Raw genomic sequence first — 17,030 nt, forward strand, 5'->3', positions numbered from 1 at the left:
ACAATCAAAATTAATGCCGTCTTAATATCTACCCTAAAAAATTACTTCAAAAAATCGCCAGAAATAATTTGTTCTAAATGTGCTATTTTATGATTATAAATATAAACCCAAGATTGTAAAACTGTTCCGTCTTCAACATAAGCTTTTACAATTTGCCTTTTGTATAAATTAGGTTTAGAATGATTTTCGCCAACACCTTCATAATCATCTAAAACACTAAAAACTGTCTCAGGATTTTTAAGTTTAAAAATAGAACCATATACTTTATTTGAACCATTAATACTTGTTATTGCACCTGGAAACCATGATACTCTATAAAGCTTACCATGAAAATAGCCTCTAGATATAAATATGGCGTGTATAGACAGAAACTTAGACATATCATTATCTAAATTGTTTTGTAATGTTCCGTAAACAAATAAGTAATCTGAATTCAAATTTTAATTCTAAGAAATAAACGAATTTAAATTAATATCATTAATACTTCCATGAGAGTCATGTTTAACTGTAACCCCATTTTTAATTATTAATAATTGCGGAGATTGATGCATGACTTGAAATTTAGCAGCAATTTTGTTTGAAACATCTCTATATTCTAATAAATCTAGATAATATAAATCTAAATCGTTTTCGCTTAAACTACAAGCTTCAACAAACTGATTAAGAACCATTCTACTAATACCGCAACGGGTAGAATGTTTGAAAATAACCTGAGTTTTAGTACTCGATTTTTCTTCTATTGTTTCTAATTGACTAAGTGTATTTAAAGCTATCCAAGGTAATACCTTTTCTTCTTTCTTTTCGGAAATTCCTCCAAATATTTTATTAATTAATCCCATGTTGTAAAAGTCGGATAATGTTCAGAATCTTACAAACTTATTTTTTTACGAATTTATGAGTAGATAATGTACCGTCTTCAAACTTAAGATTTAAGAAATAAATACCTTGTTTTAAAAATGAAGTATCAAGTCCAAAGTTTCTATTGTTTATGGCGTAATCCTGTTTAAAAACCAAACGGCCACTAACATCAATTACTTGTAATTCCATATCAGCTTTAGAATAATTCCCCAGGTTTATATTCAATCTATCGCTTACAGGATTAGGATATAATTTTATTTTAGAAGCAGAAACATTATTGGTTACAGACAAAGCCCCTTGCTGATAAACTCTAATATAATCAATTTCCATAGTGTCATTAATAAACCCACTATCAATATTCCCTCCTAAACTTCCCCCCATGGCCACATTAAGAAGTATAAAAAACTCCTGATTAAAAGGTTCAATAGTTGGCATTTCATTTATTAAATTGTCATCCATATAAATTTTCATAGACGTAGCATTCCATTCTAATACGTAATCATGAAAATTTTGAGATGTATCAACATTATTAGTTATAACACTTTTACTATTGTATATGTATCCGCCTCCATTATTCCAATGCCATGTTCCTAAAATTTCAGTTTTTGCAACATTAGGTTCCATAATATCTATTTCACCACACCATGGCCAACCAGTTGTTCCAAACCCTTGATTATCCCAATAAGCACCATCTTCGTTTATATTTTTTCCTAATAACCAAATAGCTGGCCAAGTACCAGAAACTGATGGTAGTTTTGCTCTAACTTCCACTCTACCGTATTTAAAAGTAAATTTAGAGTTTAGTCTTGCAGATGTATATTGTTTCGTTACATTTTGATCTCTAAAAGATTCTCTTATAGCTTTTATTTTTAGAGTACCATTATCTATATAGGAGTTCAGTTCTCTATCAGTATAATGCTGCTCTTCTCCATTTGCCCAACTATTTCCTGCTATGAATTTAGTTTGATGAAACCATTTTGTATCATCAACAGTACCTGTATCATTAAACTCATCAGACCAAACTAATTTATTATAAGTAGAACTCTCATTTATAGAATTATCATCATAAAAATCATCTATATAAGCTAAAACATTATCTGTATTATCTTCTCCATTAATTTGAATAACAACTCTATTAAAATCATTACGTTCAATTGGAGATAATGAGTTAGGGTCTAAATTAATGTATGAATCATTTTTAAAGTCAAACGTTAATTCTTGCCATTCATTTATGCTTATAGATTTAATAATTTCAGTTTGTGTAGTCCAAGGTTCTGCTAAGTCACCATTCTGAAGTTTCAATGATACTTGGTTTGTTTGATTTCCTGTTAAACCAAATGAAGGAACATAGATTTTAAAAACAAAAACATTTCTATTAGCCATATCAAGATTAGTAGAAACATTAAAACCTAAATTAGCATATCTACCTCCTCTATCTTCATACTTCAATACTTTATTAGACGCATTAATTCCCTGCTTATGGGGATTATTAAAATTAGTATTAATTATACAATCATCACCATACCATGATGATATTGTTCCACTACCCTCAAAATCATCCTGAATAACTTGAGCATCAATTGTAATGACAAATAAAAACATTAATAAAAGCAGAGAAAAAATACGCATAAGTTACTTGAATTAGTCAAAACAAAATTAAATTCATTAAAAACAAAAAACTAAAATTTCGCCCATACATAAACCATACACACAAATAAAAACCTATACATCAAAAAACACAAAAACGACACAACGTCATAAAAAACAAGGCTTTAACCGACATTTTGTCTTCTACTTTGTATTGGTAAGATTATTGACTTAAATATGTTGAACAAGATTAATTAACAATAACAAAAAGATTTCCGTCTTGATGGGAATCATAAAAAATATACATATGAACTTAAATAATTATACCATAAAATCGCAAGAAGCCATACAGCAAGCACAACAAATTGCTCAAGGTTTTGGACATCAACAAATAGAAAACGAACATATTTTTAAAGGTATTTTCGAAGTTGACGAAAACGTACTCCCATTCATTCTTAAAAAACTGAATGTAAACATTAATATTCTAAAACAGGCTTTAGACAAACAATTAGAAAGTTTTCCTAAAGTTACTGGTAGCGAACTTATGCTTTCTCGCGAAGCAGGAAAAACACTTACCGAAGCGGCTATCATTGCTAAAAAAATGAAAGACGACTATGTGTCAATTGAGCATTTAATACTTGCTGTTTTTAAATCGAATAGCAAAATAGCGCAGATGTTAAAAGATCAAAGCATCACAGAAAAAACACTTAAAGCTGCTATTGACGAATTACGTAAAGGCGAAAATGTAACCTCACAAAGTCAAGAAGAAACTTATAACTCGCTTAACAAATATGCTAAAAACTTAAATCAGTTAGCAAAAGACGGAAAACTAGACCCTGTTATTGGTCGCGATGAAGAAATTCGTAGAATACTACAAATATTATCTCGTAGAACCAAAAACAATCCCATTCTAGTTGGAGAACCAGGTACTGGGAAAACAGCTATTGCCGAAGGTTTAGCACACAGAATTGTTGATGGTGATATACCTGAAAACTTAATAGACAAGCAAATTTTTGCTCTAGATATGGGAGCGCTTATTGCTGGCGCTAAATTTAAAGGCGAATTTGAAGAACGCTTAAAAGCGGTTATTAAAGAAGTTACCGATAGCGAAGGCGATATTGTACTCTTTATTGACGAAATACACACATTGGTTGGTGCTGGTGGCGGACAAGGCGCTATGGATGCAGCTAATATTTTAAAACCAGCCTTAGCCCGTGGCGAACTACGCGCTATTGGAGCAACCACACTAGATGAATATCAAAAATATTTTGAAAAAGACAAAGCTTTAGAGCGTCGTTTTCAAAAGGTAATGGTTGATGAACCAGATACCGAAAGTGCTATTTCCATACTTCGTGGTATTAAAGAAAAGTATGAAACTCACCATAAAGTACGTATTAAAGACGAAGCTATTATTGGCGCGGTAGAATTATCTACTCGATACATAACAAATCGTTTTTTACCAGATAAGGCCATTGACTTAATGGATGAAGCCGCTTCTAAACTACGCATGGAAATAAATTCTAAACCCGAAGAATTAGATGTACTGGATAGAAAAATCATGCAGTTAGAAATTGAAATTGAAGCCATTAAACGTGAAAAAGATGAAACGAAATTAAAATCGCTTCGTTCAGATTTAGCGAATATAAAAGAAACCAGAAATGCGCTTAATGCAAAATGGAAATCTGAAAAAGAAGTCGTTGAAAACATTCAAAACACCAAACAGGATATTGAAAATTTCAAACTAGAAGCTGAAAAAGCAGAACGTGAAGGTGATTACGGAAAAGTAGCAGAATTACGTTATGGAAAAATAAAAGAAGCACAAGAAGCACTTGAAGCCTATCAAACAACACTTTCTAATCAACAAGCTAATAGCGATAGCTTAATAAAAGAAGAAGTGACTTATGATGATATAGCTGAAGTTGTTGCAAAATGGACAGGTATTCCTGTAACAAAAATGATTCAAAGTGAACGCGAAAAACTTTTAAAATTGGAAGATCAATTACACAAACGTGTTGTAGGTCAAGAAGAAGCTATTGAAGCAGTTAGTGATGCCGTAAGAAGAAGTCGAGCAGGTTTACAAAATCCGCAAAAACCTATAGGAACCTTTCTGTTTTTAGGAACGACTGGAGTTGGAAAAACTGAGCTTGCTAAAGCTTTAGCAGAGTATTTATTTGACGATGAAAGTGCTATGACACGTATTGATATGAGCGAATATCAAGAACGTCATGCCGTAAGTCGATTAGTAGGAGCACCTCCAGGATATGTAGGTTATGATGAAGGTGGACAACTAACAGAAGCGGTAAGACGCAAACCTTATTCTGTAGTTCTTTTAGATGAAATTGAAAAAGCACACCCTGATACGTTTAACATTCTATTACAAGTATTAGATGAAGGGCATTTAACGGATAATAAAGGACGTATTGCATATTTTAAAAATACCATCATCATCATGACTTCTAATATAGGAAGTAGCATTATTCAAGAACGTATTGAAGCAACTAAAGATATAGATTCTGCTATTGAATCAGCAAAAGTAGATGTATTAGGTTTATTAAAACAAAGCGTGAGACCAGAGTTTTTAAACCGAATAGATGATACTATTATGTTTACACCTTTAAGCAAAGAAAACATAACAGCTATTGTTGGTTTACAACTAAAAGGCATCACAAAAATGATTGGAGAACAAGGTATTACATTTGATGCCACACCTGATGCTATTGCGTATTTAGCTGACAAAGGTTATAATCCAGAATATGGTGCACGCCCAGTAAAACGTGTCATTCAAAAAGAAGTATTAAACGCTTTAAGTAAAGAAATATTAGCAGGCAAAGTAACAACAGATAGTATTATTTTATTAGATGCCTTTGATGATAAACTCGTTTTTAGAAATCAAAGTGACTTAGTTACAGAAGCTTTATAAAATTTAGTAGACTTTATTTGTAACATATTGTGTTATTAATAGTCTATTAGGTGGTTGGTTAGTTGAAAAGCAACATGAATCTTGTAATTAGATGATTGTTGCTTTTCTTATTTATTAAAACAAAAAATATACCGATTGGTATATTTTTTGTATATTTGTAGTATTATGACATCAAAAGCAGCGTTAACATCACAACACATTATAGCAGTTTCGGCACCTATTTTTAACAAAAATGGCTATGCAGCAACAAGTATTAGTGATATTACTAAAGCAACAGGGTTAACTAAAGGTGCTATTTATGGCAACTTTAAAAATAAAGAAGAGTTGGCTTATGCTTCTTTTAAATACATGGTTAAATCATTAATGAAGCCATTATCGGAACATTTAGAATTGAGTAGTTCCCCAATTCAAAAGTTATTTCTAATTACAGATTTTTATAGAAAATATTATCCGTTTAGTAAAGAATTGGGAGGTTGCCCTGTTTTAAACATTGGTGTTGATGCTAATAATAGTAATTCAGAATTACTTAAAAAAGTTAGAGATGTGGTACAGCGTATTCAAGATCAGCTATGCACTATTATAGAAGATGGTATTGAAGCAGGTGAAATTTCCACTGAAATTAACGCTATGCAATATGCAAAACGCTTAGATACCATGATACAAGGTGCCATTTTTATGACGTACACCATGGATGACGAATTATATATGAAAGACACTATGAATCAAATAGAGCAATTAATTATTAATGAATTAAAAATATAATATTTCTCTATATAAAAAATTAAACAATTCATGAATCAATTACCCAAAATACTAGAAAGTAAAACAAAAATTAGATTTCAAGATTGCGACCCTTTTAATCATCTTAATAATGGCAATTATACAGATTATTTTATGAACCATAGAGAAGATGCGCTCTTAGATAATTATAATTTAGATATTTATAAAATAGCGAAGAAAGAAGGCAAAAGCTGGGTTTCTAGCAGCAACCAAATTGCTTATTTAAAACCAGCACTTTTAATGGAAACTGTAATTATAGAATCTCAATTAATAAATTTTAATGATAGTGAAATACTTGCAGAAATGCGCATGTATAATGAAAATAAAAGTCAATTAAAGTCTGTAATTTGGTGTGGTTTTGTGCATTATAACCTACTTGCACAAAAAAGAGAAACACATACTGAAGAATTAATGGCACTTTTTAAAAACATCAACAATCCTCTTGAAGTAAAAACTTTTGAAGAACGAATTAACATACTAAAATCTAATTTATTAATAAAAATATAATTAAATATTACAACATTTTAAAAATAAACCAGTTAGTAAAAAATACATGTGCATTTCGTCTAATATTTCAATTTTTATTAAAAAATATAAAAAAGTATTTATATTTTAGCTTAAATGTAAGGCCCCAAACCTACATCTAAAAAATTTACAAACAACTTATTAATAGCATAATAAGACCCTAAAACCTACTTATAATGGATATATCACAGTATATAGACTACTCCCTATTAAAACCAACTGCCACTGAACGAGAAATTATTAATTTTTGCAATGAAGCGATTAAAAACAATTTTTATTCGGTTTGTATCAATAGTTATTATGTTTCACTTGCCAAACAACTTTTAGAAAAAACAGATGTAAAAGTATGCACTATTGTTGGCTTTCCTTTGGGAGCCATGTCTACTACCTCTAAAGTTTTTGAAGCAAAAAAAGCCATTGAAAATGGTGCAGATGAAATAGAAGTGGTTATGAATCTTGGATTACTTAAAAGCAAAAACTATGTTTCTGTACTAAAAGACATCAGCGATGTGAAATTAGCTATAGGAAAAAAACCCTTAAAAGTTATTATAGAAATTTCAGAATTAAATAAAAATGAAATTATTAAAGCTTGCGAAATTTCTTTAGACGCAAAAGCAGACTTTATAAAAACATCAACTGGATTTTCTAAAAGTGGCGCTACTTTAACTGCTGTAAAAATTATAAAAAAAACCATAAAGGATAATGCTAATATAAAAGCTTACGGAGGAATTAATGATTTAGATACTGCTTTAAAATTTATTGAAGCTGGAGCAGATAGAATTGGAACATCGACACTTATAAAAGACTTAACAAAGAATAAAATAATGAAGAGTAGTCAATTATATAAACAGTTTTTAGAAGCACAAAAAAAGAGCGAGTTAGAGCTAAAAGCGAAGTTAAGCAACTAATAAAGTAATTCAATAAAAAAAGGCTGAGTAAATCTATATAGATTTACTCAGCCTTTTTTTTTAAAATCTAACAAAAGTCATATCACAAACATAAAATAATCTTAACTTTATAAATAATTAGCAATTAAAATGAAACTTATAAATAAATACATAGACCACACGTTACTAAAGGCTATTGCTACAAAAAAGGATATAGAACAACTTTGTAACGAAGCCAAAGAATATCAATTTTATTCAGTGTGTGTTAATAGCTGTTATGTCCCTTTTGCCAAACAATTATTAGAAGATACGGATATTAAAATATGCAGCGTTATTGGTTTTCCGTTAGGAGCCATGAGTACACAAGCCAAAGTTACTGAAGCAAAACAAGCCATATTAGATGGTGCTGATGAAATAGACATGGTTATAAACGTTGGCCTATTAAAAAGCAAAGATTTTGATGCCGTTTGGGAAGATATTGAAGCTGTTAAAAATAGTATGAGGCATCATACTTTAAAAGTTATTTTAGAAACTTGTTATCTTGAAGAACTTGAAATTATAAAAGCTAGTGAATTAGCAATACAAAGTGGAGCCGATTTTATAAAAACCTCTACAGGTTTTGGCACTGGAGGCGCAACCATTCACGATGTAAAACTTATGAAGCACATTGCTAAAGATGAAGTAAAAATAAAAGCTTCAGGTGGTGTAAAAGATTTAAAAACTGCACTAGAGTATATTAACTTAGGTGTTGATCGTATTGGCACGTCTTCTGGAATTGCTATTGTTACAGGCAACACAACCTTAGAAAAAGAATATTAATTATGAGCGTACATATAGAAGCGAAAAAAGGAGATGTAGCAGAAACCATCTTATTACCTGGAGATCCGTTAAGAGCAAAATGGATTGCTGAAACTTTTTTTGAAAACCCTGTTTGTTTCAATAAAGTAAGAGGTATGTATGGCTTTACTGGCACTTATAAAGGCAAACCTATTTCTGTAATGGGAACCGGTATGGGTGTACCAAGCATTTCTATTTATGCGCATGAACTTATAACTGAATACGGTGTAAAAAATTTAATTCGAGTTGGTAGCGCAGGCTCTTACCAAAAACACGTTGAAATAAGAGACATTGTTTTAGCTATGGCAGCATCTTCTAATTCTGGCGTTAATGAACTTCGTTTTGGAGGTGCCGATTATGCGCCTACTGCAAATTTTGAACTCTTTCAAAAAGCCGTTGATGCGGCAAAAACAAAAAACATTCCAATAAAAGCTGGTAATATTTTTACTTCGGATGAATTTTATGCCGACGATTTCGAATCCTATAAAAAATGGTCGAAGTTCGGTGTGCTTTGTGTTGAAATGGAAACCGCTGGTTTATATACAGTTGCTGCTAAACATCATGTTAATGCTCTAAGTATTTTAACTATTTCTGATTCTTTAGTAACAGGAGAAAGAACCACGAGTAAAGAAAGAGAAACCACCTTTAAAGACATGATTGAGATTGCATTAGAATTGGCATAGTATTTTAGATTGTTGTGTCATTTCGAACGCATGTGAGAAATCGCATAATATTTGTGGCGCTAAGACGCTAAGTCACAAAGTCTTTAAGACATAAGATATACTTTAACACAGAGATACTCTGAGATTTTACAGAGACTCTCAGAGGTTTAGTTGGCTAGTAAAATATAGTTTAAGTAATATACAAGGTTTTCTAAATATTGTGATGCCTCAATCGTACGTCATTCTACATAATTAACTAATACTCTATTTAAAATTCTTAAGTCATTTCGAACGTATGTGAGAAATCGCATAATGCTTGTCGCGCAAAGACGCTAAGTCACAAAGTCTTTAAGACATAAGATATACTTTAACACTGAGATACTCGGAGATTTCGCAGAGACTCTCAGAGGTTTAGTTGGCTAGTTTAAAATATAGTTCAAGTAATTTACAAGGTTTTCTAAATAATGTGATGCCTCAATCACACCTCATTCTACATGATTAACTAATACTCTATTTCAAATTCCTGAGTCATTTCGAACGCATGTGAGAAATCGCATAAAGTATTTCTAAATCAAACCAACTCAAACAAAACAGATTGTCCCGTATATTTTTGAGACAGCACATTAATTGCCGATTCTTTTAATTGAAGTACTCTAGGATAACCACCTGTAGTTTGGCAATCTCGCATTAAAACAATCAATTTTCCCGAAGGTGTTAATTGTACGGTTCCTGGTAATACGGGCGATGTAATTATTGGTTTTAAATCGTTTTCAAGAACAGCTTCTAATTGATATGCCATTCTATTATTATCTTTTGAAATACTATACGCTTTAGAAAACAATTCTTTTTGCTGATCTTGAGAAAGCAAATCAAATTCGGGACCTTTAAAAACTTCAATAATATTAGAATCAAAATGTGAATCGTTTACTTTTATTGCGGCATTTGCAGCATTAGCTAACACTATTTTTTCTTCAAAATCTAATTCGTCATCTTTAGACAGCATAAACCGATCTGTAATGCCTTTATACATACTTTGACTCTGCATTACTTTTTCGGTCTTAAAACCTCCCGAAATAGCCAAATAAGACCTAAATCCGCTATTTAACTTACCAAACGACAATACATCGCCACTTTTAACTGATATTGCCTTATTAAGCTTTAAAGATAATTTATTTAGTTGCGGAGATATATCGGCTCCCGAAATACAAATAGTAGTTGCTTTAAAAAACTGAAGTGTTGGCCCCGTCATAGTAATTTCAATAACAGCTGAATTAACATCATTGTCAAGTAAACTATTAGCCATAGATGCCGAAAGCACATCCATAACTCCAGAATACGGCACACCATATTCTTGATACCCAAAACGACCCAAATCTTGAATACTAGAATAAAACCCTGCTTTTAAAACCTTAACCATTGATGCGTACATTTTCTAATTGATAAACACCTGCTTCAACTAATATTTTAATATCGTTATATGTTTTTAACGAAACCGATTTAAAAATAATCTTATCACCAGCTTTAGCAAAACAAGGTGATTCTAATTTCGGATTAAAAAATTCAACAGGGGTGTTTCCAATAATATTCCAACCACCAGGACTCGCATTTGGATACACACCTGTTTGCTGTCCGCCAATAGCAATTGCACCTTTTTCAATTTGTAATCTTGGTGTCGATTTTCGAGGCATATGAAGCGATTCATCTAAACCTCCTAAATATAAAAACCCAGGTAAAAACCCAATAAAAAATACGGTATAAACAGCTTCAGAATGACGCTTAATTATAGCATCTTTTGAGAGCTTCTTTTCAACAGCAATAGCATCTAAATCTATCCCAAAAACAGGATCATAACACACAGGTATTACCCACGATTTTGACACTATGTCATGTTCTAAATCACGAGATTTATATATGTTTTTCAGCAAATCTACCTTATTTTCAAAATTCCTACAAACACTACTATAAACAATTAATAACGAGCTGTATGCAGTTTTTACCTCAACAATAGATTCAATACAAAAACTATTAATACAATCTTTAAACCGAATAATATCTTGTAGAATAGTTTCATCAATAAGTGCTGGCCATTCTATTAAAATTGAGCGTTCTCCAAACGGTTTATATGTAAGATTAAAAGCCACTGATTTATCTAATTTCAACACCTTGCTTTTCTAAATTAATTCGCAACTTTTTAAGCAATGCTACAGCATTAAAATTATCACCATGAATACAAAATGTTTCGGCTTTTATTGAAACATTTCCACCCGTTACAGCAGTAACATTTTCATTTAAAATCATACCATAAACATGATTAAACATCACATCGGTATCATGTATTAAAGCTTCTTTTTTTGTTCTTGAAACCAAAGATAAATCGGCATTATAATTTCTATCTGCAAAAGCTTCATAAACAATGGGAATGTTATTTTCAATCGCTAATTTGGCAATTACCGATTGAAAAGGCACATATAATTTTATAGGTTCTACAAAACTTTTCATTACCTCAATAATAACTAAAGCAGCCTTTTTATCTTCAGCCGCCAAATTATAAAGTGCCCCATGCGGTTTTACATGATGCAAGGTTATATGCTCATTCCTAAGAATACTTTGTAAATCTTCTATTTGCCCCTTTAACGAAGCAAACAATGCAGCGCAAGACATATCTATCTTTACCCTACCAAAGTTTTCTCTATCTGGAAACGAAGGATGTGCGCCTATTTTAACACGGTGCTGTTTTGCTAATTTAACCACAGAATGCATGGTTTCTAAATCTCCTGCATGACCACCACAGGCAATATTACAAGACGACACCAAAGGCAATAACTGAGGTTCGTTACCCATGCCCTCGCCTACATCAACATTTATGTCTATCGAAAAATTATTCACTAAAACAAATTTAAGCTAAACACTTTATTTAATGTTGCTACAGAGAGTAATATACTAATTCCTAGTATTAAAACACCAACAATGTTTTGTTTCATATTGTTTTTATAGCTTCCTAAAACAGATTCTTTATTCATAATCCAAATTAAAAACCCTGCAATTATAGGCAACAAAATACCATTGGTTATTTGAGCAAACTTTATAATCTCGATAGATTTTATTCCAGATGAAGACGAAACAACCCCAATAAGCAAAATAAGCATCCAAACCATTCTAAACTTTTTAGAACGCATATTTGTACTCCAACCTAAACAACCACTCGCCACAAAGGCCGCAGCCAAAGGCGCTGTAATGGCACTAGTAATTCCTGCGGCAAACAAGCCTATAGCTAAGAAATACTTTGCAAAACTACCGAATAAAGGTTCTAAACCTTTCGCTAAATCAGATGCATTGCTAATATCTTGCGCTTGAATAGATGCTGCCGAAATAATGATACACATAGATACCAAACCACCTAAAACAATAGCTATTACGGTATCTTTTCTAGCGTATTTTAAATCACGCTTATCGTGCCACTTCTCTTTTACCAAAGAGGCATGCAAAAACAAATTATAAGGCACCACTGTTGTACCTATTAAACCTATAACGGTTAAAATACTATCTTTTGGAAATTTGGGAATAAACGCACCTTTTAGAATACTAGAAAGACTTGGTTGCGTAATTATAGCCGTTACCAAAAAGGCAACACTCATTAAAATAACGAGGCTTACCAATACTTTTTCTAACACTTTATAATTACCAATATAGAGCAAAACAAACGCAACAACACCAATAACAATACTTAAAAGATTAATAGAAACACCAGCAATAGTCATATTAGGATTCCCAACAATAGTCTCTAACCCCAAAACACCACCACTAATATTTCCTGCCTCGTAAGCCGCATTCCCAACAACAATGGCCGATAATATTAATACATTAGCTAAGGTTTTTAAAACAGGATTTTTAACCTCACTTCTTATAATTTCCGATAAACCTTTTTGCGAAATAATACCCAAACGCACCGCCATTTCTTGTAAAACCACAGTTGATACTATAGACAACACCATAGCCCACAACAAAGCAAAACCAAAAGAAACACCCGAAAGCGTGCAAACCGTTACCGTTCCCGGGCCAATAAAAGCTGCAGCCACCAAAGGTCCTGGGCCTATATTTTTAAACCAATTCTTAATCATTTATGAGTGTATTTGTAAAAAAACCAATTTCGTGATCTAAATATACACAATGAGCATTTAAAATGATTCTTTTATCAATTAAGACAGGATTTTAAGCTATTACCCTTAAAGCATATTCAAAAATAAAGGTTTAAAGAATTATTAATTACAAAAAAACAGGAATGAAAACAACTTACATTTTTTGGGCGTTACCTTCATCCTGAATTAATTTCAGGCTAAAGGTCGGGCTTGCACTACTCGCTCCCGCTCCCGATAACTATCGGGAGCGGGGAGCTCAAACAGACCGTTTAATCCCTAACGCAGGTATCTGCTAAATACAGTTTTAAATTAGTGGGTTTAGTTGGTTTGTTTATTAATATGCTTTGTAAAAACGGATTACTCTGTCTTGTCGCCACTAGTTGCAAACTAGCGGTAGCTGGGGAATTATCAGACTAGCTCAATATCCAGATTTATCTGTTTTGTTAAAAAAACAGTAAACAATGTTCAAAAGTCACTTTCCTATTATAAAAATTTATATCTAGGTTTGTATATTATTATGTAAGAAATTTAAAACTCATGAATATAGTTTATATAATTGGAAATGGATTTGATATTAATCTTGAGATACCGACTAAATATAGTGAGTTTTATAAATATTATATTGATGTTAAATCTTCAAATTCATTAATTAGCAATTTAAAGAAAGACATTGAAATAGATGTAAACAGTTGGTCTGACTTAGAATTAAGATTTGGTAAATATTGCCAACATCTAAAATCTTATGATGAATTTAAAATAATATATAATGATATTCAAGATAAACTAGGAGACTATTTAGAAAAGGCTGAAAAAGATTTTGATTTTAAACAAATAAATAAAGATAAAATATACAATTACTTAGCTTTTCCAGAAGAAAATTTAACAAGGGCTGATTATATTAAAATTAAAGCCTATCGAAAAATTTGGAATACATCACAATGGAATATTAATATAATTACTCTCAACTACACCCATTCTATTGAAAACATTTTAAATTACACTAACCAACCTATTCAAATTCAAAAAAAAATAGGTAGAAATTTTCCTGTTGTAATAAATAGAATTGAACATTTACACGGTTTCTTTGACGAAAGAATGATATTAGGTGTTAATGATATTTCACAAATCAAAAATGAAAAATTTAAGGCTAATCAAAAAATCAGACAAACTTTAATAAAAAGCGAATGTAACCAAGCACAAAGGCATACTATAGATGATTGGTGTTTAAATCGAATTTCTGACGCTAATTTAATTTGTGTATTTGGCTCATCAATTGGGGAAAGCGATACTTACATTTGGGAAAAGATTGGAAATAAATTACTTAACGGCTGTTTTTTAATCATTTTTTATTATGAAAAAGATTATGTAATATCAAAAAGAAGACCCCAAGAAGTTAATATTATTGAAGATGAGAAAAAAATGGATTTTATCCATAAATCAAATTTAACTCAAACAGAAATTGATAAATTTAAAGAACAAATATTTTTTAGTATTAACAACACTCAAATGTTTAATTTTAAATAATTTAACATTGACCTTAAAATATTATTAATATTTCACACCTTAATTATCCCCGCTACCGCTAAGATCAGCTTAGTGGCAAAATAAAACATAAATTATTTTTCAATTTTAATTGGAAAACTATAATTTACTTTAACAAACTGATTATCTATCATTGCTGGCTTTATATCTGGCATTGCTTTCAAAACTTTAATGATAATCTTTTTAACTTTTTTAGTGTAATCATTACTTTCTAATATGACTATATCTTCAATATCTCCTAATTCATTAATTGTAAATTTTGTTACTACAATTATAGGTCTATTCTCTATAAGTCCATCTGGAATTTTCATTCTTCTTCTTAAAATTTCAAAGAAATAATCCCCAAAACACTTCTCCTTATCTACATTGTTATCTAACCCTTTACATTTTTTAACAAAAGTTGGAACAATATCTACTTCAGAAAACGAATAATTATAAATTGCTTTTTTGGGTTTAATAAAATCTCCAAAATTCCTTCCTCGAAGTGTATCTCTTTCATAATCATCATAAAGACCAGGTCTTACTTGTGCATAAGAAATATTTATCACGTTCAAAAAAATAAATAAAAAAAGAATAAGCTTTGATTTTAATTTCATACAATTATTTATTGAATTTATTATCCCGCTACCGCTAAGCTCCGCTTAGTGGCAACATAAATGACAAACAAAAGATTCCTGCCTTCTCAGGAATTTATTAGCCCAACCAACCTTCACGATCTAAACTTCTATATTGAATAGCTTCACTTATATGTGAGCCGTTAACAACCTCTTCACCATCTAAATCAGCAATGGTTCTTGATACTTTTAGAATTCTATCATAGGCACGCGCCGATAAATTTAAGCGTTCCATAGCGGTTTTTAAAAGCTGTTTAGACTCATCATCTAAAGCGCAATGCTTTCTAATTTGCTTCACATTCATTTGCGCATTGTAATGCACGTTATCAGAATCTTCAAAACGTTTCGTTTGTATTTCTCTAGCTTTGGTAACACGCTTTCTTATTTCTACTGAAGTTTCGCTTTTTCGTTCTTCTGATAGTTTTTCAAAAGGTACAGGCGTTACTTCAATATGAATATCGATTCTGTCTAATAACGGACCAGAAATTTTACTTAAATAGCGTTGCATTTCGGCAGGACTAGAAGTTACAGGTGCGTTTGGGTCGTTAAAATAACCACCAGGACTCGGATTCATACTCGCCACCAACATAAACGACGATGGATAGGTTACTGTAAACTTTGCTCTGGAAATGGTGACTTCCCTATCTTCTAATGGTTGACGCATCACTTCTAAAACTTCACGCTTAAATTCGGGCAATTCATCTAAAAACAAAACGCCATTATGCGATAAAGATATTTCTCCTGGTTGCGGATAACTTCCGCCACCAACAAGTGCAACGTTGCTTATAGTATGATGTGGACTCCTAAACGGACGTTGCGCCATCAATCCTGTGTCTTTTACACGACCAACCACCGAATGAATCTTAGTAGTTTCTAGAGCTTCATGTAGCGTCATAGGCGGTAAAATACTAGGTAAACGTTTTGCCAACATGGTTTTTCCTGCTCCCGGAGGACCTATTAAAATAATGTTATGTCCGCCTGCTGCTGCAATTTCCATACAGCGTTTTATACCTTCTTGTCCTTTTACATCTGAAAAATCGAATTCTGGAAACTCTAAATTTTTCTCAAATTCTTCCCTTGTATTTATGATGGTTTGCTCTAGAGGTTCACCTTTATCAAAAAAATTAATGACTTGCTTTATATTCTCTACACCATACACTTCTAAATCGTTAACAATAGCCGCTTCTTTGGCATTTTCTGCTGGTAGAATAAAACCTTTAAAACCTTCTTCTCTCGCTTTAACCGCGATTGGTAAAGCGCCTTTTATGGGTTGTAAGCCACCGTCTAATGAGAGTTCTCCCATTATTAAATACTTGTCTAAATCTTCAGCTTTAATTTGATTTGTTGAAGCTAGAATTCCTATTGCTAATGTTAAATCATACGCAGAGCCTTCTTTTCGCAAATCGGCAGGCGACATATTAATGATAATCTTTTTCCCTGGAATTCTGTAACCGTTATTCTGAAGTGCAGCCGCAATTCTAAAATTACTCTCTTTAATAGCGTTATCCGGCAAACCAACTAAGTGATACCCTACACCTTTATCTACATTAACTTCAACAACAACGGTTGATGCCTCTACACCAAACACGGCACTAGCAAAAACTTTTTTAAGCATATTCTTTCTTTATTGCTTAAATGTAAGAAATGTATTTTAAACTTACTAAAACTGTTTTTCACATATT

Annotated in this window: 16 protein-coding genes; 7 read left to right on the forward strand and 9 right to left on the reverse strand. The window is 31.7% G+C overall.

Annotation, left to right across the window (positions count from 1 at the left end):
* Positions 1–41 precede the first annotated feature (41 nt).
* Genes ACH5TW_RS02700 through ACH5TW_RS02710 form a run of 3 tightly spaced genes read right to left on the reverse strand, consistent with a single transcriptional unit; the run spans position 42 to position 2,487 of the window.
* On the reverse strand, positions 42–437 hold the full coding sequence (locus ACH5TW_RS02700) for a gamma-glutamylcyclotransferase family protein (protein WP_439334942.1): 396 nt from the start codon (positions 435–437) through the stop codon (positions 42–44).
* Positions 438–446: 9 nt separating this feature from the next.
* Positions 447–839: a bacillithiol system redox-active protein YtxJ gene (ytxJ, locus tag ACH5TW_RS02705; protein WP_439334943.1), complete on the reverse strand. Its 393-nt coding sequence runs from the start codon at positions 837–839 to the stop codon at positions 447–449.
* Between the two features lie 37 nt (positions 840–876).
* The gene (locus tag ACH5TW_RS02710; RefSeq protein ID WP_439334944.1) at positions 877–2,487 is read right to left on the reverse strand and encodes a glycoside hydrolase family 16 protein; all 1,611 of its coding nucleotides are present in this window, start codon (positions 2,485–2,487) and stop codon (positions 877–879) included.
* 265 nt (positions 2,488–2,752) lie between these two features.
* On the opposite strand from ACH5TW_RS02710, the gene clpB reads away from it, so the two are divergent.
* From clpB to deoD, 6 genes are all read left to right on the forward strand, one after another.
* Complete coding sequence (gene clpB / locus ACH5TW_RS02715) at positions 2,753–5,365, forward strand: ATP-dependent chaperone ClpB (RefSeq protein WP_439334945.1); 2,613 nt, start codon at positions 2,753–2,755, stop codon at positions 5,363–5,365.
* Positions 5,366–5,530: 165 nt separating this feature from the next.
* Complete coding sequence (locus ACH5TW_RS02720) at positions 5,531–6,127, forward strand: TetR/AcrR family transcriptional regulator (RefSeq protein ID WP_439334946.1); 597 nt, start codon at positions 5,531–5,533, stop codon at positions 6,125–6,127.
* Between the two features lie 30 nt (positions 6,128–6,157).
* Positions 6,158–6,652, forward strand: a complete 495-nt coding sequence (locus ACH5TW_RS02725; RefSeq protein ID WP_439334947.1) for an acyl-CoA thioesterase — start codon at positions 6,158–6,160, stop codon at positions 6,650–6,652.
* A 194-nt stretch (positions 6,653–6,846) separates the two neighbouring features.
* Positions 6,847–7,578 carry a deoxyribose-phosphate aldolase gene (deoC, locus tag ACH5TW_RS02730; RefSeq protein ID WP_439334948.1) on the forward strand — a complete coding sequence of 244 codons (732 nt, stop codon included), beginning with the start codon at positions 6,847–6,849 and terminating at the stop codon, positions 7,576–7,578.
* A gap of 129 nt (positions 7,579–7,707) precedes the next feature.
* Positions 7,708–8,376: a deoxyribose-phosphate aldolase gene (gene deoC, locus ACH5TW_RS02735; protein ID WP_439334949.1), complete on the forward strand. Its 669-nt coding sequence runs from the start codon at positions 7,708–7,710 to the stop codon at positions 8,374–8,376.
* A 2-nt stretch (positions 8,377–8,378) separates the two neighbouring features.
* Positions 8,379–9,077 (forward strand): purine-nucleoside phosphorylase, encoded by a 699-nt coding sequence (gene deoD / locus ACH5TW_RS02740; protein WP_439334950.1) that lies wholly within the window; start codon positions 8,379–8,381, stop codon positions 9,075–9,077.
* 550 nt (positions 9,078–9,627) lie between these two features.
* On the opposite strand, the gene ACH5TW_RS02745 is transcribed toward deoD, so the two are convergent.
* From ACH5TW_RS02745 to ACH5TW_RS02760, 4 genes are read right to left on the reverse strand one after another with little or no spacing between them, the layout of a single operon-like run.
* The gene (locus ACH5TW_RS02745) at positions 9,628–10,485 is read right to left on the reverse strand and encodes a 5-oxoprolinase subunit C family protein (protein WP_439334951.1); all 858 of its coding nucleotides are present in this window, start codon (positions 10,483–10,485) and stop codon (positions 9,628–9,630) included.
* A complete protein-coding gene (gene pxpB, locus ACH5TW_RS02750) occupies positions 10,466–11,215 on the reverse strand; it encodes a 5-oxoprolinase subunit PxpB (RefSeq protein WP_439334952.1) in 750 nt (249 codons plus the stop codon). Before pxpB ends, ACH5TW_RS02745 begins: the two co-directional genes overlap by 20 nt.
* Positions 11,202–11,942, reverse strand: coding sequence for a 5-oxoprolinase subunit PxpA (gene pxpA / locus ACH5TW_RS02755; protein WP_439334953.1), 741 nt, complete (start codon positions 11,940–11,942; stop codon positions 11,202–11,204). The genes pxpB and pxpA overlap by 14 nt, the downstream gene beginning before the upstream one ends.
* Positions 11,942–13,174, reverse strand: coding sequence for an Nramp family divalent metal transporter (locus tag ACH5TW_RS02760; RefSeq protein WP_439334954.1), 1,233 nt, complete (start codon positions 13,172–13,174; stop codon positions 11,942–11,944). The genes pxpA and ACH5TW_RS02760 overlap by 1 nt, the downstream gene beginning before the upstream one ends.
* Before the next feature lie 555 nt (positions 13,175–13,729).
* Here ACH5TW_RS02760 and ACH5TW_RS02765 point away from each other — a divergent pair.
* The gene (locus tag ACH5TW_RS02765) at positions 13,730–14,716 is read left to right on the forward strand and encodes an AbiH family protein (protein WP_439334955.1); all 987 of its coding nucleotides are present in this window, start codon (positions 13,730–13,732) and stop codon (positions 14,714–14,716) included.
* 92 nt (positions 14,717–14,808) lie between these two features.
* On the opposite strand, the gene ACH5TW_RS02770 is transcribed toward ACH5TW_RS02765, so the two are convergent.
* Positions 14,809–15,282 (reverse strand): hypothetical protein, encoded by a 474-nt coding sequence (locus ACH5TW_RS02770; protein WP_439334956.1) that lies wholly within the window; start codon positions 15,280–15,282, stop codon positions 14,809–14,811.
* A gap of 145 nt (positions 15,283–15,427) precedes the next feature.
* A complete protein-coding gene (locus ACH5TW_RS02775; protein WP_439334957.1) occupies positions 15,428–16,963 on the reverse strand; it encodes a YifB family Mg chelatase-like AAA ATPase in 1,536 nt (511 codons plus the stop codon).
* Between the last annotated feature and the right edge of the window lie 67 nt (positions 16,964–17,030).

It is taken from the genome of Thalassobellus sediminis, assembly GCF_044386045.1.
Classification (GTDB): domain Bacteria; phylum Bacteroidota; class Bacteroidia; order Flavobacteriales; family Flavobacteriaceae; genus Thalassobellus; species Thalassobellus sediminis.